Raw genomic sequence first — 19800 nt, 5'->3', positions numbered from 1 at the left:
ACCCCGATGTTCGCCGCCATAGGCCATCTGCTCCGGCTGCTTCGCGCCGTCTACGTCCTGGCGCGCGAGGGCGTGTTTTCCGGCATTGATCCGCGCCTCGTGCCGATCGAAGCCCGTTTGCCGCTTGCCGTTGCGCGACTGATCGCGCGCAAGAACGTCGGAGTCGGCATGAGCCGCCTCGCGGTCGCGATTCAGCGGCTTGGTCCGTCCTATATCAAGCTCGGCCAGTTTCTGGCCACCCGTCCCGATGTGGTCGGGGCCGGAGCCGTCATGGCGCTGGAATCGTTGCAGGATCGAGTTGCGCCTTTCCCACGCGCGGTGTCGGTCGCGATCATCGAGGCGGCGTTCGGCCAACCGATCGACAGCTTGTTCGTCTCGCTCAGCGAGCCCATGGCCGCCGCCTCGATCGCCCAGGTCCATCGAGCCCGGCTCCGCAATCAGGACGGCGAGCGCGATGTCGCCGTCAAAGTGCTTCGGCCTGGCGTCGAGCGCCTGTTCCGTCGCGATATTTCCGACATGTATTTCGCCGCCCGTCTCGCGGAGCGCTGGCTTCCGGACGCCCGTCGCCTGAAGCCGGTCGAGGTCGTCGACACGCTGGCCCGCAGCGTCACGATGGAGATGGATTTCCGTCTTGAAGCCGCTGCGGCATCGGAATTCGGGGAGAATGCGGCGGCCGATCCGGATTTCCGGGTGCCGCGTATTGATTGGAACCTAACCGCGAAGGAAGTTCTCACACTCGAATGGATCGACGGAACCTCGCTGTCCGACATGGCGGGCCTCGAAGCCCGTGGGCTCGACCTTCCCTCGCTCGGTCGCGTCGTGATCCAGAGCTTCCTGCGCCATGCGATGCGGGACGGCTTCTTTCACGCCGATATGCATCAGGGCAATCTATTCGCCGACCACGACGGCAAGCTCGTCGCGGTGGATTTCGGCATTATGGGACGGCTCGGCCCGAAGGAGCGGCGCTTCCTCGCCGAGATCCTCTATGGCTTCATCACGCGCGACTACAACCGGGTCGCGGAGGTGCATTTCCAGGCCGGCTATGTGCCGCGCACCCATCGCGTGGCCGATTTCGCGCAAGCCATACGGGCCATCGGCGAGCCGATCCATTCCCGCACGGCCGACCAGATCTCGATGGCCAAGCTACTGACTCTGCTGTTCGAGATCACGGCCCTGTTCGATATGCACACCCGGATCGAGCTCGTGATGCTGCAGAAGACCATGGTGGTGGTCGAAGGCGTGGCGCGCAAACTCGACCCCCGCCTCGATCTCTGGGCGACGTCCGAACCCGTCGTGCGGAGTTGGATCGAGGAAAACCTCGGCCCGCTCGGCAAGCTGCAGGATGCGGGCGCCAGCGTGATGAGCCTTGCGCGAGCCTCCCTCGCGTTGCCCGACGTTCTCGTACGCGGTGAACGCATCCTATCGTCGCTGGAAACCAGCTTCGACAAGGGCATCGGCCTTTCGGGTGAAAGCTTGGAGGCGCTTGCCAAAGCGCAGGCCGGGCGGTTCGGGTGGATGACCGGCGCGTTGTGGCTCATCGGCATCGCGCTGATGCTGCACTGGCTGTTCTAGCGCGGTGTCGCCGCCGCGCTTGGCCCTGTTCGTTTTGGAAGCCTTGCCCAACGCACGAGCGGTGCGGCAATTTCTGGTCGATCATGCGGCCGAGATCGCCTTCGTCGGTCTGTCCAATGCCGAGCGACCGAAGGCCGGCGGCTTGTTCGGGCAAATCGGGCGGCACGTGCGCCGCTCGGGCCTGAGCATTCTGCCCTATCTGATCGTCAACTTCGGCTTGCCGGATCTGTCGAACGCGCTTTTTCCGCTGCTTGGCCGCTTCGCACCAAAGCCCATACCGGTCTCGGGCACACCACTGCGAACTCTCTGCGAGCGGCATGGCATTCCGGTCATGCGGGTCGACGACGTCAATGGCGTCGAGGTTGCGGACGCTTTCGCGGCGCATCGCCCCGACCTCATCGTCTCATTTCATTTTGACCAGATTTTCTCGGCAGCGACGCTGACGTTGGCGCCGCTCGGCGGTGTGAACGTGCATCCCAGCCTGTTGCCGCGCCATCGCGGGCCGGTTCCGACCGTCCATTCTTTGGCCGAAGACCCCCAAGCCTTCGGTGTCACTGTTCATCGTCTCGTCGCCGACATCGATGCAGGCGCCATCCTCGAGCAGGAAGCTGCGACACTGCCGGCGGGCACCAGCGCGTCGGGCGCATCCGTGCTGCTGCACGAGCGCGGACGGAAGCTGCTCGATCATGTGCTCGCGACGATCGCGCGTGACGGCATGCCGCCAGGCCGCCTCGTTCCGAGACTACCCTATTGCCCGTTCCCGGACGCGGCCTTGCTCCGCTCGCTGCGTCGTCGCGGACGGCGCGTGACCGACGCTCACGATCTGTCGGATGCGCTGCGGCTGAATGGGTTTTCGCCGCGCGAAGACATGCGCTCCCCGTCGAGGGGCGCTTAATTCGACACGCGGCGCTCGACGATCGCCGGAGCGATCAAGCTCGCATTCCTTTCGTGCTTCAGTCGGAGTATAGCCAACAGGGACCCTCGCCCCGGAGCCCGGCCTTGACCAACGCCTCAAACCTCCCCGGCAAACGTATTCTCCTGGTGATCGGCGGCGGCATCGCGGCCTATAAATGCCTCGAGCTCGCGCGTCATCTCGCCCGAGCGGGAGCCAAGGTGCGCGCCGTCATGACCCCGGCGGCCCATCATTTCGTCACGCCCCTGTCGGTCGGCAGCGTCACGGGCGACAAAGTCTTCACCGATCTCTTTTCGCTCACGGACGAAGCCGAGATGGGCCACATCCAGCTCTCGCGCGACGCCGACCTGATCGTCGTGGCACCGGCGACCGCCAATCTCCTGGCCAAGATGGCGCATGGCATCGTCGACGATCTCGCCACCACTGTACTGCTCGCGACCGACAAGAGTGTGCTGGTCGCACCCGCCATGAACCTCCGCATGTGGCTGCATCCCGCGACGCTCCGCAACGTCGATCAATTGCGGCGCGACGGCGTCATGTTCGTCGGTCCAACCGAGGGCAGCATGGCGTGCGGCGAATATGGGCCGGGCCGGCTCGCCGAACCGCTCGATATCATGCTCGCCATCGATGCCGCCCTCGGCCATGACACGGCGGTGGCGCTCCCGCCCGGCATCACGGGACGACCACCCGAGAAAGTCCGCGCACCTGATGAGACGCTTGCAGGTCGCCGGGTGATCGTCACCTCGGGGCCGACGCACGAACCCGTCGATCCCGTACGCTATCTCGCCAACCGCTCATCCGGCCGGCAGGGCCACGCGATCGCGATCGCGGCCGCCGCGGCCGGTGCCGAGGTGGTTCTGGTGAGCGGGCCGGTGGACCTGCCTGATCCGGCCGGGATGACGGTAGTGCATGTCGAAACGGCCTTGCAGATGCTGGCAGCGGTCGAGCAGGCTCTGCCGTCGGACATTCTGGTGGCGGCGGCCGCCGTCGCGGATTGGCGCCCCGCCGAACCGCAAACCGTCAAAATCAAAAAGCAGCGCGGCGATCACGAGCCCGCCCTGCTCCGCCTCATGGAAAATCCCGATATTCTCGCCACCGTCGCGCACCGCACGACGGAGCGGCCGACGCTCGTGGTCGGCTTTGCGGCTGAAACGGACCACCTGCTCGATCACGCGGCCGCCAAGCTGGCCCGGAAGGGATGCGATCTCCTTGTCGCCAACGACGTCAGCCCAGACAGCGGCATTATGGGAGGTGACATGAACGAGGTCCACCTTCTGACGCGGACCGGCATCGAATCCTGGCCCAGACTGTCGAAGGACGATGTCGCGGCGCGGCTGGTCGCCCGTATCGCAGAGATGATGAAAGCGCTCTCATGACCATCGATGTTCGCGTGCAACGGCTGCCTCACGCCGAGGGTTTGGAGCTTCCGGCCTATCAAAGCGGCGGAGCGGCCGGCATGGATCTTGTGGCTGCCTTGCCCGACCACGTCACCATGGTGCTGGAGCCGGGGGCCCGCGATCTGGTGCCGACCGGCCTGTCGCTCGCGATCCCGGACGGATACGAGGCGCAGGTGCGGCCGCGCTCTGGGCTGGCGCTGAACCATGGCGTCACGGTGCTGAACGCACCCGGAACGATCGATGCCGATTATCGCGGCGAGGTCAGGGTCCTGCTGGTCAATCACGGCCGCGATCCCTTTCCGATCGAGCGCGGGACCCGCATCGCCCAACTGGTGTTCGCCCGCGTCGAACAGGCCGTGCTGGTGGTCGCCGAGGATCTCGGCGCGACCCATCGTGGCGCGGGGGGCTTCGGGTCGACCGGCCTTCTCTCGACGCTCTTCAAGGCCGACGACTGACCGATGCTGTCGCGGCGTACTCTCTTTGCGATCGCGGCCGTGCTGGATACCGCGCGGCTCGCTCGATCGAAGCCGCTGCCGGCCAAGTCGCTCGCAGCGCGCCATGACGTCGCCCCGCGACAGTTCGAGTCGCTGCTACAGATTTTGGTGCGCGCGGACATTCTGAAAAGCCTCCGCGGCCCGCATGGCGGCTACGAACTGGCGCGGGAGCGGCGACGGATCAGCCTCGGCGATATCGCGCGCGCGATCGACACCGCGAAAGCGGATCCGAAGATCGATTCGGCGCCCCCATCAAGGCTGCTCGGCGACGTCATCAAACCGACGATCGCGGATGCGACCGCTGCCTTTCTGGACCGACTCGACCAGACCACAATCGAAGACCTGTGCCGCCGCGCCGACGCGCTCGGGATCGATGCCGACGAGACCACCATGGCCGATTTTCACATCTAGGCGGTCGAGGCTTACGCGTGGATGCCGCTGTTGAAGGGGCGGAACTTGCGATAAGCTGCGGCAGAAGCACGTTCTTTCCGGGAGGAAGCCTACGATGTCATCCGCTTTCGCGACCGCTCCCGTTCCGGCCAACGACACCGCCTCGGCGGCGGTGCCGACCTATGGCCGCGGACGCATCTACGACAGCATCACCGATACGATCGGCAACACGCCGTTGGTGCGCCTGCAGCGCCTTGCGGCCGAGAAGGGCTGCAAAGCCGAGATCCTCGCCAAGCTCGAATTTTTCAACCCCATGTCGAGCGTCAAGGATCGGATCGGCGTCAGCATGATCGACGCGCTCGAACGGGCCGGCACCATCAAGCCGGGACAATCGACGCTGATCGAGGCGACATCCGGCAACACCGGGATCGCGTTGGCTTTTGTGGCAGCGGCGCGCGGCTATCGCCTGATCCTGGTCATGCCCGAGTCGATGTCGATCGAACGCCGCAAAATGCTGGCGCTTCTTGGGGCCGAATTGGTGCTCACGCCCGCCGCGCATGGCATGAAGGGCGCGATCGCACGCTCACAGGACATCTTCGAATCGACGCCGGGCGCGGTCGTGCCGCAGCAATTCGAGAACCCCGCCAATCCCGACATCCACCGGCACACCACCGCCGAGGAGATCTGGGCCGACACAAACGGCGATATCGACGTCTTTGTAGCGGGGGTCGGCACTGGCGGCACCATCACGGGCGTCGGCGAGGTGCTGAAGCAGCGCAGGCCGGGCGTGAAGATCGTGGCGGTCGAGCCCGAGGATTCGCCCGTGCTCTCCGGCGGCCAACCCGGCCCGCACAAGATCCAAGGCATCGGCGCGGGTTTTGTGCCCAACGTTCTGCACCGCGACGTGATCGACGAGGTGATCACGGTCAGCAATCAGACATCGTTCGACACCGCTCGCCATGTTGCGCGTATCGAGGGCATTCCGGTCGGCATTTCCTCGGGCGGCGCGATCGCGGCGGCGCTCGAGATCGGCATGCGTCCCGGCATGGAGGGCAAGCGGATCGTCGTCATCGTGCCGTCCTTCGCCGAACGTTATCTCTCAACGGCGCTGTTCGACGGTCTCTGATCGCTCGATCCAAACAGGAATGACCCTGCATGACTGACAAGCTCGTCTTCTTCCATGCCCCGCAGACCCGATCGACGGGCGTCTCCATTCTGCTCGATGAACTCGCCGCGCCGCACGAGCTTCGTCTCGTCAACATGAAAGCCGGCGAACAGCGCGAGGCGTCGTTCCTGGCCGTAAACCCCATGGGTAAGGTGCCGGCAATCCTGCATGACGATGCGTTGGTGACCGAACAAGTTGCGATCTTCACCTATCTGCCTGACCTGTTTCCGCAGGCAGGCCTTGCCCCGGCGATCGGGGACCCGCTCCGTGGTCCCTATCTCCGATGGCTGGCGTTCTATGGTTCGTCCTTTGAGCCGGCGATCGTCGACCGAGCCATGAAGCGGGATGCGGGTTCCATCGCTCTCTGTCCCTACGGCACCTACGACAGCATGCTTGCGACGCTCACAGATCAGCTCCGTGGGGGACCCTATCTGCTTGGCGCGCGCATGACGGCGGCCGACATTTTGTGGGCCGGGGCGTTACAATGGACCACGAGTTTCGGCCTCGTCCCGAAGCTGCCTGAGATCGAAGCCTATCTCGAGCGAATGACCAAACGTCCGTCTTTCGAGGCCGCAACGGCTCGTGATGCGGATATTGTCGCCCAGCAAGAAGCTGCCGTGAGCTAATCCGCGTCGGTTCGGCGGTTCGTCAAGAGATCCGGGCGGCGGGCCCGGGTCACCGCAAGGGCTTCGGCCTTGCGCCACGCCGCGATCTTGCCGTGATCGCCGCCGAGAAGAATCGGCGGAATATCCTGTCCCTCGAAATGTCGCGGCCTCGTATATTGCGGATATTCGAGGAGATGGTTCTCGAAACTCTCGTCGACGCCGGACGCCTGCGCCCCCATAACGCCGGGCAGCAAGCGAACACAGGCATCGAGCAGCACCAGCGCCGCGATCTCGCCGCCCGACAGCACATAATCGCCGATCGAAACCTCTTCGAGCCCGCGCGCCGCGATCACCCGCTCGTCGACCCCCTCGAAACGACCACAGAGGATCACGACACCGTCGCCCGACGCCAATGACCGCACACGGGCTTGGGTGAGCGGCTTGCCGCGCGGGCTCATGAACAAGCGCGGTCGCAAGTCGTCCGGTGCAATCGCGGCATCGAGCGAAGCCGCTACGACATCGGCGCGGATCACCATGCCCGGCCCACCTCCCGCCGGCGTATCGTCGACGGCTCGATGGCGGCCGATGCCGTGATCGCGGATATCCACCGTCTCGACGTCCCAGACCGCGCGGTCGCGCGCGTCACCCGCTAGGGAGAATCCCAGCGGGCCGGGGAAAAACCCGGGAAACAACGTGAGGACGGTGGCGCGCCACATCAGCGGTCGGCATCGTCTTGTGGGGCGTCCGCGCTGGCCGCTTCCGCGTCGGGATCCGCCTCGGCCAACGCCTCGTCGCTGATCGTCACACGGCCGCCGGGCACGTCCACCACCGGCACGAAAGCCTTGGTGAAGGGGACCAGAATGGTTTCGCCTGCGGGCGGGCGAATTTCGAGCAGGTCACCAGCGCCGTAATTTGCTAGCGACATGACTTCTCCAAGAGGCGCGCCTTGGCTCGTCTCGGCCCGCAATCCGACGAGATCGGCGTGGTAGAATTCGTCCTCGTCGGCAGCGGGCAGGATCGCGCGATCGACATAGAGTTTCATGTTGGTGAGTGCGGCGGCGGCCTCCCGCGTGCCGACACCCTCGAACCGCGCCACCACCATATCGTCTTTGACTGGCCGCAGACCAAGCATCACCAGGGTCTTGCGCCCATCCTCCGAGGTCAATGGACGGTAGGACGCGATCGCAGTCGGGGTGGCGGTATAGGATTTGACGCGGACCTCGCCACGAATGCCATGCGGTGCGCCGACCACGCCGACGAGAATGCGCTGCTGAGATGCCATGACTGAACCGCTGGGCCACGCGGGACGCGACAGCCGATCGCTGCTTGTTCCAAGCTCGGTCAAGATCGTCAAGCCGAAGCAAGGAAGCGTGACGATTCTGATCCAGCGCTCGGGAAATTGCTGCAATGCAACAGACGATCGGCGAGACGACGCTTTCTTGCCGCTTTTTTAGGCCAGCGATAAATCCGCAGATAGGCTTTCTGCCCTAAACCCCGGAAAACTTGCAAAATCGAAGGCGCCCGCGTAGCGGTACCCCGGTTGCGCCAGCGACACCAAACAACGGACAGTGACCAACCTTATGCTGACCAAAATCGTCCAGCGGATCGTCGCTGCCTGCTGTCTTCATGCCAAGCTCGTTCTTCTGATCTCGGTTTTGCTCGGGGCCGCATCGGCCTATTACTCGGTCACGCATTTTGCGATCAATACCGATAGCAGCAAGCTGATCTCCACCGAGCTGCCCTGGCGGAAGACCGAAACGGCGCTCAACACGGCGTTTCCGCAGAACAATAATCTGATCCTCGTCGTGATCGACGGTGTGACGTCCGAGCGCGCTCAGGCGGCTGCCACGAGCCTCGTCGACACCCTGAAGGGCCAGACGCAACATTTCGAGTTCGTGCAGCTGCCGCCCGAACAAAGCTTCTATGCCAAGAACGGGTTGCTGTTTAAAACGACGGACGAGGTTCAGGAGACGACGGACCAGCTCGTCAAGGTTCAGCCTCTGCTGAGCACCCTCTCCAACGACCCCAGCCTGCGCGGCTTCTCCAACGCGATGTCGCTGCTCGGCGCGGGCGTGGAGCGCGGCGATGCCGATCTCAGTCAAGTCGCAGGCCCGTTCGGCAAGTTCGCGGCCGTCTTCGAGTCGGCGCTCGCCGGCAAGGTCGCGCCCTTCTCCTGGCAGGCGCTCTTCGCCAACAAGCCCGGCCAAGACACGACCGTGACGAGCGAGAACGGCCGTCGCCGCTTCATCGAGATCAAGCCTAAGCTCGATTTTGGCAATCTGGAGCCGGGCGAAGTCGCGACCGATGCGATCGAGAAGGCGATCACGGACCTGCATCTGACGCCCGATACCGGCGTGAAGGTGCGGTTGACCGGCCCCGTTCCGCTGAACGATCAAGAGTTCGGCACCGTCAAGGACGGCTTCGCCCTGAACAGCATCATCACGGTCGTGGCGGTCCTGCTGATCTTGTGGGCCGCCCTCAAGTCGGGACGACTGATCTTCGCGGTCTTCGCCAGCACGGCCGTCGGCCTCCTCATGACGGCGGCGCTCGGCTTGATGTTGGTCGGCGCCCTCAACCTGATCTCGGTTGCTTTCGCGGTGTTGTTCATCGGCATCGGCGTCGATTTCGGTATTCAGTTCAGCGTTCGTTATCGCAACGAACGTTTCTTGGAGCCGGATCTGATCCGGTCGATCGTCATGGCGGGCGGCAAGGCCGGTCGTCCATTGCTGCTCGCCGCCGTTGCGACAGCGGCCGGCTTCTACTCGTTCCTGCCGACCGATTACGAGGGCGTCTCCGAACTTGGCTTGATCGCCGGCAATGGCATGATCATCGCGTTTTTGATCAGCATCACGATGCTGCCGGCGCTGCTGACCGTTCTGCACCCGCCATCCGAGCATCAGGAAGTCGGTTACACCTCGCTCCAGCCCGTGGATGACTTTCTCAAGCGTCACCGCGCCTTTGTGATTGGTGGCACCATCCTGATTGTGCTGCTCGGCTCGCCTCTCCTGCTCAAACTGCGTTTCGATTTTAATCCGCTCAACCTGAACAGCCCGAAGGTCGAGTCGGTCGCGACGCTCCTCGACCTCATGAAGGATCCGAACACCACCACCAACACGATCCAGGTGTTGGAGCCGAACCTTCAGGACGCGATCACGACCGGCGCGAAGATCGCCAAGCTCCCCGAAGTCAACCGCGTGACGACGCTGGAGAGCTTCGTGCCCGAGGATCAGGATGCCAAGCTGGCCATCATTCAGGATGCGGCCAGCGTGCTCGGATCGACGCTCGATCCGCCGAACCGCAAACCGGCCCCGACCGACGAGCAGGACCAGACGGCGCTCAAGACCCTTGCCGACTATGCGATGCGCGCGGCCGCCAAGGGCACGGGCCCGGATGCCGAGACAGCCAAACGCTTCTCCGACGATGCAACCAAGCTGAGCGCTGCAGATCCGGCAGCGCGGCAAGCGGCTCGCGAGTCGCTTCTGCCGCCGCTCAACATCCTCCTGGCGCAGATCAAAGACACGATGTCGGCCGAGAAGATTTCGCTCGACACGATCCCGAAAGACCTGGCCCGCAACTGGGTGACGCCCGAAGGGCAAGCCCGCGTCGAGGTCTATCCGAAGAACCTCAGCGACGCGAACAGCAACCTCGAGCAGTTCGGCGCTGCCGTGAAATCGATCGCGCCCGACGCGACCGGCGAACCGATCCTCATTCGCGAATCCGGTCATACGGTCATCTGGGCCTTTATCGAAGCGGGCGCATGGGCCCTGGCCTCGATCTCGATTCTCTTGGTCGTCGTGCTACGGCGCGTGAGCGACATGCTGCTGACGCTGGTTCCGCTCCTGCTGGCCGGCATTCTGACGCTCGAGATATCCGTGTTGATCAATCTACCGCTGAACTTCGCCAATATCATCGCGCTGCCGCTCCTCCTGGGGCTCGGTGTCGCGTTCAAGATCTACTTCGTCCTGGCGTGGCGCAGCGGCGAAACAAGCATGTTGACCTCGAGCCTCACGCGCGCCGTGTTCTTCAGTGCGCTCTGCACGGCCGTGGCGTTCGGCAGTTTGTGGTCTTCGAAACATCCAGGCACGGCCTCGATGGGCGAATTGCTCGCCTTGTCGCTCGCCTGCACGCTGTTCATGGCCGTGGTGTTTCAAACCGCACTGATGGGTCCGCCACGCAAGAAGCATGTCGAGCCGATCGACCATGATCTCGCGACCAACCTGCGCAAGGCGGCCTGATCGATTGGCAGCCGTTGAACCAAAAAGGCGGCGTAAGTCGCCTTTTTTCTATCTTGCGGCGCGTTTCGGAAGGTCCGGTCAGCCGAAGTCGGCGAACCCACCCGTGAGTGCGTGGCTTCGCTCCAGGGCCGCCTTGACCGGCTCCGACGTCAAAGCCGCAAGTTCCTCGGCATAGCGATAACCCGGGGCGGCACCGACAAAATCCCCGCTCGTGGCGGGATGCGTGTAAATCTCGGTCAGGCCCGGGGGGAGGCGATCGAGGATCGCGACGAGCTTGTCGGTCGTCATGGCGCCCGACCACGCGAGACCGAAGACCTGATCCGGCACGACGAGCCCGGCCCGCACCATGCGGTTGCGGAGCATGCGCGTAAACGGAGCCGTCAGAGCCGGGATGGCGAGCGGCGACGCGGGATCAATCCGGCGCACGATACCGAGCGGCTCGGACGGAACCCGCACGGCCCGCATGCCGTAGCGATGTCCAACCGCGATCAACGTCCCGGCGATCGTCGGATGCAGGTGAAAATGCTTATGGGCGTTGACGTGATCGAGCATCAGGCCCGTTGCCAGAAAAGCCGCGAACTGGGCATCGATCTCGTCTTCCAACTGTCGGCGTACCGACGGTCGGAAGAACATGGAAGCGCCGGCCTTCGCCATGTCGGACCGAAACATCCCGTTTGCATCGACGAGATCGGGGACCAATTCCGGCGGTAGGACCGGGGTGGCCTCGACAAGCGTTAGATGGAGCCCAACCCGCAATTTGGGGAGCCGATGAGCCCGCTCCACCGCATCGGCGCAGGCGGGGGATCCTACCATGAGGCTGGCAGCCGTCAGGATCCCCATCGCATGGGCTTCCTCGACCGCGTCATTGACCTCGATTGCGAGACCGAAATCGTCGGCCGTGACAATCAAGTCTTTCATGGTTCAGGCCCCCGGAGGCCTCGCCGGCCTATCGGGACGCACGCTCCGCGAAGGCTTCATCGGGGTCAAGCCGTGGCGGCTTTCTCGCCGAGCTTTCCACAAGCCAACGCCCCACCGAGGGGCGGGGCGTTCGACCGAGTGAGATGCGGCTGTTAGGCCGCGAGGGCCGGCCACTAGGCCGCGAGGTTGCGGCGCTCCTTGAGGAAGTGGAAAAACTCCACGCCCTCGCGCAGGCGGCGCTTCATCATGTCGGGACTCCGCACCATCTCGCCGACGATCGACGCGATCTTGCCCGAGCGGAAATAGAAGCTTCGGTAGAATGTCTCGACCGACTCGAAAATCTCCGTATGGCTGAGATGAGGGTAGTGCAACGGTGCGATTTGCACGCCGCTATCATCGACGAGTTCCGCATTCGACTCGTCCAACCAGCCATTCTCGACCGCCTGATTGAACAGGAACGTGCCCGGATAAGGAGCCGCGAGCGAAACCTGGATCGTATGCGGATTGATCTTGCGAGCGAACCGCATCGTCTCCTGAATGGTCTCTCGCGACTCGCCCGGCAGACCCAGGATGAACGTGCCATGGATCGCAATGCCGAGTTCGTGGCAATCCTTGGTGAACTGCTCGGCGACTTCGATCCGCATGCCCTTCTTGATATTGTAAAGGATCTGCTGGTTGCCGGACTCGTAGCCGACCAGCAGCAGGCGCAGGCCGCCGTCTTTCAGTTTTTTCAGGGTCTCGCGTGGCACATTGGCCTTGGCATTGCACGACCACTGAATGCCAAGCTGACCAAGGCGGGCCGCAATGGCTTCGGCGCGCGGCAAGTCATCCGTGAACGTGTCATCGTCGAAGAAGAATTCCTTGGTCTGCGGAAAATTCTTCTTGGCCCAGACAATCTCCTCGATCACGTGGTCGACCGAGCGGGTGCGGTAGCGATGGCCGCCGACCGTCTGCGGCCAGAGGCAGAAGGTGCAGCGCGATTTGCAGCCACGGCCGGTGTAGATCGAAATATAGGGGTGCTTCAAATAGCCGATGAAGTAGTTTTCCATCACCAGGTCGCGCTTGTAGACCGGGGTCACGAACGGCAGCAGATCCATGTTCTCGAGGATCTGACGATCTTTGTTATGCACGATCACGCCGGATTCGTTGCGGAACGACAGGCCCGGGATCGACGCCCAGTTCTGGCCGTCCGCTACGTCCTTCACCGTGAAATCGAACTCGTTGCGCGCCACGAAATCGATGACCGATGCCTGTTCGAGGCTCTTGTCGGCCTGCACCGCCACCTTGGCGCCAATCATACCGATCTTCATCGACGGATTGGCAGCCTTCAAGGCCTGCGCCACCTTCACGTCTGAATTAAAAGACGGCACGGACGTGTGCATGATGGTGAGGTCGAAATCCTTCGCCTGAGCAGTGACCTCGGCCAGCTTGGTCTTATGCGGCGGGGCGTCGATCAGCTTGGAATTCTCGACGAGCGCGGCCGGCTGAGCCAGCCAGGTCGGATACCAGAAGGACTTGATCTCGCGCTTCGCTTGATAGCGGGAGCCCGCGCCGCCGTCGAAACCGTCGAATGAAGGAGCCTGCAGAAAAAGTGTGCGCATCATGATCCTGTCGAATCTGTCGAAGCCATGGTTCCATCGGACTGCACGGCGAACTTATGACCGCGCCAATCCAAGGATCCGGGCCAGAAACTCGCGATGAAAACGGCGAACGAGACGAGGTCGCGCAAAGGCCCGAGCCACAAGCTCCTGACTTTTACGCCGGTGAATTGATGGATTTCTACCTGCAGCGCGAGGCGACACGCAAGCGTAGCCATGAGCAGGGTTCCGCTCACTATGCCAAAACCGCCAATTGCTATGACGATTATTGCGAGGGGTAGCGGATTAGTCACGATCGAGCCGGCAAATCCTGCCGGATCGACAGACTTGATGGTCCGCGACCAGCGCAAATCCTGACGAAACGACGCCGCGAAGGTGGTCGATCCGCAGACATGCCCAAGCACGGGACGAGCCGGAACCGCGACCCGCAGCCCGAGACCCCGCACCGCCTGCCCCATGGCATTGTCGTCCGCCAACACATCTTTGAAGGTCGCAAAGCCGCCGATCCGCAACAGCGTGTCGGCGCGCAGCGCGATCGTCGATCCGAAACAGGGTTTGGCCAACCCAAGCGTCAGGCCAACGATGACGTTCGGCAAGAAGTGATCGTCGATCCCCCGCGCCGAAAGTTGCGACCAGAAGCCGGGGACGTTGAGCCCTCGATACAGGCAGGTGACCAGCCCGACGTCGGGGCCGGAGAGCGCGTCGACAACATCGCGCAAGTAAGTGCAGTCCACCACCATGTCACTATCGGCCAGCACCACGACCTCAAGCGTCACAGACGGCTGCATGTTCATCAGGTTGGAGATCTTGCCGTTTTGCCCATGCAGCCGCGGGTCGATCACGAGGCGGGTCGCCACCTGCGGGAACGCCGCGATGACCTGCCGGGCGATGGCAGCAGCGGGGTCGCTTCCGTCCCGCACGCCGAAAATGATCTCGACCTCGGCCGGATAATCCTGCCGGCAGAAGCCTGCGAGATTATCGAACAGGTTCGGTTCCAAACCATAGAGCGGCTTGAGGATCGAAACCGACGGATAGGTGGAGCAGACCGGTCCGACACGCCGCCTGTAGGATCGCGTCGCCACGATCGCAAACAGCGAGAAAACGCAGCCCGCGACCGCGAGCACGCCAAATAGGATCGCCACGATGCCGGCGGCGGAGCCGAATGCTGGGCTCAGATCGCAGCCATATATTTGGCGGTCTGCTGCTCGACGGCCTGGATCATCGCAGGGGCGCCGCCAGTCTTCAACGTCGCGCCAAATTTCGACCGCCACGTCGCAAGCTGGCTGATCGTCCCATTGAGGTAAACGTCGACGATCCGCCAGCTTCCGGCAGTATTGCGCACGAGATAGTTGAGATCGACGGGCGCACCCGTTCCAACGAATTTGCTCTTCACCAGCTTGCCCTCGTTCCGATCAGCGGTTTGATCGTCGATGGTGAATTTCTCGCCCTTGAAGTCATCGAATTCGCTGGCGAAACTCGCGACCAGCAGCTTGCCGAACGCCGCCTGCAGGCGGGCCTGATCGTCGGGCGACATTGCCGTGAACTCCCGTCCGACCGCCATCTTGACCATGACGGGCACGTCGAAGCTCTTCAGCATCACGGGCTCGAGCAGCTCGTAGCGGCCCTTGACCTTGAGTTCGCGCGCGTGCCGCATGCTGTCCATCAGGGCATTGTAGAAATCGGCGACCGGCTGGGTCGGCAGACCGTCCGCAATCGCGACGGACGGGGCCGCCAAGCCGGCCAGCGACGCCAGCGCGGTGGCCAGAAGGGTCCGTCGAGAGACATGTTGCATCGTTGATCTCACGTTGATTGTGCAAGCGGTCGAGAATCGCTCTGCGTCACAAAGCCCTCATCGAGCTCTCTGTCGGCGCTTTTACGGCGAAGACTATGTCACCATTGTGAGCGGGCGATGAGGGCTTCGCGACACGGCTTAGGGGCTGTTGCGGGTGGCGCGCAAGAGCTGGCGACCCTCGATCCCCTGCCAGATCATCAGGCCAGGAATCCCGAGCGCGATTTCCGGCAACCGCTTGACCAGCGAGAGCGCGATGGCGGTCGGGGCTGGAATACCGAAGACGGCACAAAGCGCGATGAAGCCGCCCTCTTGAACGCCGATTGCGCCAGGCACCACGAAGGCCGCTCCACGCACCGCCTGCCCCAGGCTCTCGATCACCAGCGCGGTGCGGTAATCGACCGGGTAACCCATGAAATGCAGTGCGGTGTAGACTTCGAGGACGCCGAAGAACCAGATTGCAAAATGGATCGCGAAACAAATCGCGAGCCCGAGCGGATGTCGGTAGATCTCCTGCAACCGGTCGTTCAGGGAAGAAATGCCGCCGAGCGACGCCCATTTCGGGTCTTTGGCGAGCCGCAGCATCGCCTGCTCGACGAAACGAAATCCGCCGAACCGCTGGGCGACGAAAAAGCCGATCAGGGCCGGGCCGAGAATCGCGAGGCCGATCGCCGCCGCGCGCACGATACCGGTGTCGCCGCCGGCTTGGATCAGGCAAGCGAGGCCGATCAGCGTGAAGAAGAATTGCGTCACGGTCTGGACGAAGAGATCGACCACGACGCTGGCGCCGGCGGCCCCACCGGGTACGCCCCAGAAGGTGAGAAGCCGCGCGCCGATGAGGTCCCCTCCGACTTGGGCCACCGGGAGAAGCGAGTTGATGGCTTCGCGAAGCCAGCGCAGCAGCATGCAGATTCGAACCAGCGGACCGGCCGCTCCTGGTACCACGAACCACCAAGCGAGCCCCGCCCCACTCGTCTCGCCGGCCCGCACCAGCGCCACCAATGCGGCACCCCACCCCACTGCCGTGACCGCATCGAAGACCGAAGACGCGCCATAATAGGCGATTAGCGCGATCACGAGCGCCAGCCCGACCAGGGCGGCGAGGAGCAACGACTTAGGCATCCGAATTTCAATTACCTTTGGCTAGGCGCGCGGGCGCGCTCGCGTCGCCATAGCCCATAACGACCACCGCCGCGAGGCATCGACACAGCTTTCTTCGAGAGGGCGGGACGACGCAAAAACAGCATGCCGATCCGCATCGATCCGCTAAGGTGCAGAGCGGGACGACTGACGGCGCAACAGACTTTCAGACGACGACCCCTTCATGAACACCAGCGAGCGATGACCGACCTTCTTTCGTCAGGCCTGATTTTCCTGCTGCTCTGCGGCAGCGCGATCATTGGTTCGCTCGTCGCCGCTCGTTTGCCGGAGCGGCATCGGACGCGCGAAACGATCGACTTCACCCGATTGGTGACGGGCTTGCTGGTGACATTTACGGCGCTGGTCACCAGCCTTCTGATCACGTCGGTCAACAGCAGCTTTGAAAAAACCGAACAGGACCTCCGCGGCTACTCATCGCAACTCATTCGGCTGACCGGTTGTCTCGAGAACCTCGGTGCTGAAACCGCCCCGATCCGAACGAGCCTCAGGGCCTATACGGCGTCGGCCTTGGCCAGCACCTGGCCGGAAGAGGCGCCGCCGAGCGGCCAATACCCGAAAGCCGACAGCCGAGAGGATGAATTCGACGCCGGCAACCTCGGAGAATTGTTGCTCCACATTCAGAGCCAGTTACAGCGCGTCGCGGTCTCGAGCCCGGAGGATAGCTCGATCCGCGCGAGTTGCTTGGTGCGGCTCGACCGCGTGCTCGACCAGCGGTGGATCCTGATCGACGAGGCGAAAAGCGCCATCACGCTCCCGTTCTACGACATGCTCGCCGGCTGGCTCGTCATCGTCTTCTTCAGCTTCGGCTTGAGCGCACCGCGCAACGAGCTCGCGGCGGTTTTCGTCTTTCTCGTGGCGGTGGCTGTCGCAGGCGCGTTTTTCGTCATTTTGGAACTCGATGGACCTCTCGACGGCTTGGTCAAAGTCTCGAGCGAACCGATGCGCCATGCTTTGCGGCACATCGACTGGTCGCTGGCGACGACCCCCGGCAAGGGGTGAGCAAGACTTGACCGGCACCGGGGCCGGTTCCATTCAGTGGCATGACAGGGCGTGCGGGACTGAAGGCCTACGCCAAGTGAGGGGAACCGATGGAACAGCCGCAGGAGGGCTCGCGCCCCCAACTCGACAATGACATCATCGATTTCGCACAGCGTGTGTTCGGCTACGTTCGCACCGGGAATGTGGAAGCGATGTCGCAGTTTCTCACGCGCGGCCTCCCGCCGAACCTCCGCAACGACAAAGGCGATAGCTTACTGATGCTGGCGAGCTATCACGGGCAGTATGAGGTGACGCGCCTCCTGCTCGACCATGGCGCTGATCCCGAACTCGCTAACGATCGAGGTCAGACGCCTCTTGGAGGCGCCGCGTTCAAAGGCGACATCGACATCATCACGCTCATGCTGGACAAAGGCGCCAAGGTGGACGGCTGCGGGCCGGACGGGCGGACCGGGTTGATGCTGGCCGCGATGTTCAATCGTGTCGAGATCGTCGACTTGTTGCTGGCACGGGGTGCGAACCCCGAGACGCGAGACGTAAGCGGCATGACGGCTGCCGCTCTCGCGCTTGGCATGGGGGCACAAGATACGCCCGCCCGACTGGCGGCGGCGCAATCGACTCTCACACCATAAAAACGTCGAACCGCAGCGTTTTCGATAAGACTTGATGGTGCGGAGCATCCAGACCCGGCATCGGCTCCGCTCGCAGCGGCCACTTGAGCACGACGCGGTTGGTGGCGGCCGCCAGAGCGGCCTGCATCAAAGCGGGGGCATCGAGATCGGCGCCGACGAGGGCGCGCAGGTCGCGCATCTCTTGCTTGACCAAGGCCGATTTAAGGCGCGGCGGGTGCATTGGATCCACCAAGACCACGTCGGGCCGAAGCCCGGCGAGATGGTGCTTGGCATCGCCGGCCAAGAGCGTCATCCGGGCCACGATCACGGCAATGTCCGGGCCGGCCTCGCTGGCGCGAGCCAACCCGTCTGCCAGCAAAGCATGGACCGCAGGTGAGCGTTCGATCAGCGTCACTTTAAGACCAAGAGCCGCGAGCAAGAAAGCATCTCGCCCGAGCCCGGCGGTCGCATCGACGATCGTCGGTCGATGGCCGTTGCCAAACCCGACGGCCTTGGCGAGAGGCTCTCGCGGCCCTCCGGCCCGAAGCCGGTGGCCCAAGGCCCCGCCGACAAAATCGATTCGGGGTTGGGCCATCCGGCCAGGAGCCGTCATGTCGTCTCGAGGCCGCAAAGCCTCACTCGGCGGTTGGCTCCTTGGCGACCGCAGCATCGGCCTCGATATCGCCCTCCCCGTCGCCCTTCGGCTGACCAGCTTTGTCGCTCTTGGCCTTGGCTCGCTCGGCGCTTTTGGCCGCCTTGGCCCGCTCGCGTTCCTTGCGTTCGAAGTCATAATTCGGCTTACGGGCCATCTCTTGCGCTCTCCTTCGTCGACGGACCGGCGCTTGCACGATCCGTCCATCCGACATCTCTCTACGTGAACGCCGCCATGATGATCGGTCAAGCCGCAATCATGGGAAACCCGCGATACCGGAAGGGCATTTCGGCGGCTATGAATGGCTCTGTTGGCGTCCCGGAAGGGATTCGAACCCCTGACCTACGGTTTAGGAAACCGTTGCTCTATCCTGCTGAGCTACCGGGACACTCAAGGAACGCCCTTAGCATGAACCAACGTCGGGATGAAGGGGCTGGCCGCGGCCGGCGGGCCGCCGCTGCGCTGGTGTTCTTTGCCTGCGTGGCCCTATCCCGGGAGGTCGCGGCAGCGCCCAGGACCACCGCGGCCCTGCCCTGCACGCCGGAAGGCGGCGAAGCGGTGCGGATAACCGGCATCGGCGAAGATTTCAGCGTGACGCTCGCGGATGGACGGTCGATCCTGCTGGTTGGGGTCGATCCGGTTCGGGCCACGGCGACGGGTCCCGATCTAGCGGCTGCGGCACATGCCAAGCTTCGGGCGTGGCTCATCGGCCGGTCAGCGACACTCCGGGCGCTGGCTGCCGCGCCGGACCGGTGGAATCGCATTCCCGCGCTGCTATTCGCGGATCCGGATGCGGCGCCCTCATCCGCAAGCCCCGGTCTGTCGGTTGCGCTCGCCATGGTGGATGCGGGCCTTGGGCGCGCGCGGCCGGATCCCGACGCGCATGGCTGCTGGCCGGATCTGCTTCGCGCCGAACAAGCGGCGCGCGCAGCACGGATCGGCTTGTGGAGCGACCCGGCCTATGCGGTTCTCGACGCTGCCGATCAGGCGGCTATCGGAAACAGCACGGGCGCGATGGCGATCGTCGAGGGAGCGGTCACACGGGTCGGCCATGGCCGCTCGCGTCTTTACATCGCGATAGGCGGCCGGCAGGCCGATTTCAGCATCCGACTCGCCAGACGGGATTCGTTCATCTTGACTGAACTAGGATTGAGCGAAGATCGATTGTCAGGCGTCAGTCTCAGAGTTCGTGGGTTTCTCGATGACAGGTTCGGCGCCTCGATCGACGTGACACGCGGCGATCAGATCGAGGTGTTGACGCCACCGGGCGCCCCGATGGTCGTGGCCCCGTAACGATTCCGTGA

Annotated in this window: 20 protein-coding genes and 1 tRNA gene; 11 read left to right on the top strand and 10 right to left on the bottom strand. The window is 63.7% G+C overall.

What is annotated here, in order from left to right; translation table 11 throughout:
- The first annotated feature begins 6 nt into the window (after positions 1-6).
- From ubiB to EY713_RS11795, 7 genes are all read left to right on the top strand, one after another.
- The gene (ubiB, locus tag EY713_RS11825) at positions 7-1572 is read left to right on the top strand and encodes a 2-polyprenylphenol 6-hydroxylase (protein WP_131115074.1); all 1566 of its coding nucleotides are present in this window, start codon (positions 7-9) and stop codon (positions 1570-1572) included.
- A 4-nt stretch (positions 1573-1576) separates the two neighbouring features.
- Positions 1577-2467 (top strand): formyltransferase family protein, encoded by an 891-nt coding sequence (locus tag EY713_RS11820; protein ID WP_131115072.1) that lies wholly within the window; start codon positions 1577-1579, stop codon positions 2465-2467.
- 104 nt (positions 2468-2571) lie between these two features.
- Positions 2572-3861, top strand: a complete 1290-nt coding sequence (locus tag EY713_RS11815; protein ID WP_131115070.1) for a bifunctional phosphopantothenoylcysteine decarboxylase/phosphopantothenate synthase — start codon at positions 2572-2574, stop codon at positions 3859-3861.
- Complete coding sequence (dut, locus tag EY713_RS11810) at positions 3858-4337, top strand: dUTP diphosphatase (protein WP_131115068.1); 480 nt, start codon at positions 3858-3860, stop codon at positions 4335-4337. The genes EY713_RS11815 and dut overlap by 4 nt, the downstream gene beginning before the upstream one ends.
- Before the next feature lie 3 nt (positions 4338-4340).
- Positions 4341-4787, top strand: coding sequence for an RrF2 family transcriptional regulator (locus EY713_RS11805; RefSeq protein ID WP_131115066.1), 447 nt, complete (start codon positions 4341-4343; stop codon positions 4785-4787).
- 94 nt (positions 4788-4881) lie between these two features.
- Positions 4882-5892 carry a cysteine synthase A gene (gene cysK / locus EY713_RS11800; protein WP_131115064.1) on the top strand — a complete coding sequence of 337 codons (1011 nt, stop codon included), beginning with the start codon at positions 4882-4884 and terminating at the stop codon, positions 5890-5892.
- Positions 5893-5921: 29 nt separating this feature from the next.
- Positions 5922-6557, top strand: a complete 636-nt coding sequence (locus EY713_RS11795; protein WP_131115062.1) for a glutathione S-transferase family protein — start codon at positions 5922-5924, stop codon at positions 6555-6557.
- Here the strand turns inward: EY713_RS11795 and trmD are convergent.
- On the bottom strand, positions 6554-7252 hold the full coding sequence (trmD, locus tag EY713_RS11790; RefSeq protein WP_131115060.1) for a tRNA (guanosine(37)-N1)-methyltransferase TrmD: 699 nt from the start codon (positions 7250-7252) through the stop codon (positions 6554-6556). The two genes, EY713_RS11795 and trmD, sit on opposite strands and share 4 nt — an antisense overlap.
- Positions 7252-7818 carry a ribosome maturation factor RimM gene (rimM, locus tag EY713_RS11785; RefSeq protein WP_131115058.1) on the bottom strand — a complete coding sequence of 189 codons (567 nt, stop codon included), beginning with the start codon at positions 7816-7818 and terminating at the stop codon, positions 7252-7254. Before rimM ends, trmD begins: the two co-directional genes overlap by 1 nt.
- A 298-nt stretch (positions 7819-8116) precedes the next feature.
- Here rimM and hpnN point away from each other — a divergent pair, with 298 nt between their 5' ends.
- Entirely contained in the window at positions 8117-10771 is a 2655-nt protein-coding gene (gene hpnN / locus EY713_RS11780; RefSeq protein WP_131115056.1) for a hopanoid transporter HpnN, read from the top strand.
- 78 nt (positions 10772-10849) lie between these two features.
- On the opposite strand, the gene hpnK is transcribed toward hpnN, so the two are convergent.
- From hpnK to EY713_RS11755, 5 genes are all read right to left on the bottom strand, one after another.
- Complete coding sequence (gene hpnK / locus EY713_RS11775; RefSeq protein WP_131115054.1) at positions 10850-11689, bottom strand: hopanoid biosynthesis-associated protein HpnK; 840 nt, start codon at positions 11687-11689, stop codon at positions 10850-10852.
- Positions 11690-11862: 173 nt separating this feature from the next.
- Complete coding sequence (gene hpnJ, locus EY713_RS11770) at positions 11863-13290, bottom strand: hopanoid biosynthesis associated radical SAM protein HpnJ (RefSeq protein ID WP_131119622.1); 1428 nt, start codon at positions 13288-13290, stop codon at positions 11863-11865.
- Positions 13290-14429, bottom strand: a complete 1140-nt coding sequence (gene hpnI / locus EY713_RS11765) for a bacteriohopanetetrol glucosamine biosynthesis glycosyltransferase HpnI (protein WP_165491109.1) — start codon at positions 14427-14429, stop codon at positions 13290-13292. The genes hpnJ and hpnI overlap by 1 nt, the downstream gene beginning before the upstream one ends.
- A 29-nt stretch (positions 14430-14458) precedes the next feature.
- On the bottom strand, positions 14459-15079 hold the full coding sequence (locus EY713_RS11760) for an ABC transporter substrate-binding protein (protein ID WP_131115050.1): 621 nt from the start codon (positions 15077-15079) through the stop codon (positions 14459-14461).
- A gap of 138 nt (positions 15080-15217) precedes the next feature.
- Positions 15218-16198 carry a flippase-like domain-containing protein gene (locus EY713_RS11755; protein ID WP_131115048.1) on the bottom strand — a complete coding sequence of 327 codons (981 nt, stop codon included), beginning with the start codon at positions 16196-16198 and terminating at the stop codon, positions 15218-15220.
- Positions 16199-16417: 219 nt separating this feature from the next.
- Here EY713_RS11755 and EY713_RS11750 point away from each other — a divergent pair, with 219 nt between their 5' ends.
- Both EY713_RS11750 and EY713_RS11745 read left to right on the top strand, forming a co-directional pair.
- Entirely contained in the window at positions 16418-17236 is an 819-nt protein-coding gene (locus tag EY713_RS11750; RefSeq protein ID WP_131115047.1) for a bestrophin-like domain, read from the top strand.
- 89 nt (positions 17237-17325) lie between these two features.
- Positions 17326-17865 (top strand): ankyrin repeat domain-containing protein, encoded by a 540-nt coding sequence (locus EY713_RS11745; protein WP_131115045.1) that lies wholly within the window; start codon positions 17326-17328, stop codon positions 17863-17865.
- Here EY713_RS11745 and EY713_RS11740 read toward each other — a convergent pair.
- The 3 genes from EY713_RS11740 to EY713_RS11735 all read right to left on the bottom strand — a co-directional run bounded on the left by EY713_RS11740 (position 17855) and on the right by EY713_RS11735 (position 18884).
- Complete coding sequence (locus EY713_RS11740) at positions 17855-18457, bottom strand: class I SAM-dependent methyltransferase (RefSeq protein ID WP_165491108.1); 603 nt, start codon at positions 18455-18457, stop codon at positions 17855-17857. The two genes, EY713_RS11745 and EY713_RS11740, sit on opposite strands and share 11 nt — an antisense overlap.
- 22 nt (positions 18458-18479) lie before the next feature.
- Complete coding sequence (locus EY713_RS22750) at positions 18480-18653, bottom strand: hypothetical protein (RefSeq protein ID WP_165491107.1); 174 nt, start codon at positions 18651-18653, stop codon at positions 18480-18482.
- Between the two features lie 154 nt (positions 18654-18807).
- Positions 18808-18884, bottom strand: a tRNA-Arg gene (locus tag EY713_RS11735).
- Positions 18885-18904: 20 nt separating this feature from the next.
- Here EY713_RS11735 and EY713_RS11730 point away from each other — a divergent pair.
- Positions 18905-19789 (top strand): thermonuclease family protein, encoded by an 885-nt coding sequence (locus EY713_RS11730; protein ID WP_131115042.1) that lies wholly within the window; start codon positions 18905-18907, stop codon positions 19787-19789.
- Positions 19790-19800 lie beyond the last annotated feature (11 nt).

This window comes from Lichenihabitans psoromatis, from assembly GCF_004323635.1.
GTDB classification, from domain to species: Bacteria; Pseudomonadota; Alphaproteobacteria; order Rhizobiales; family Beijerinckiaceae; genus Lichenihabitans; species Lichenihabitans psoromatis.
Note: the sequence above shows the minus strand (reverse complement) of the source record. Positions and strands in the feature narration are given on the sequence as shown.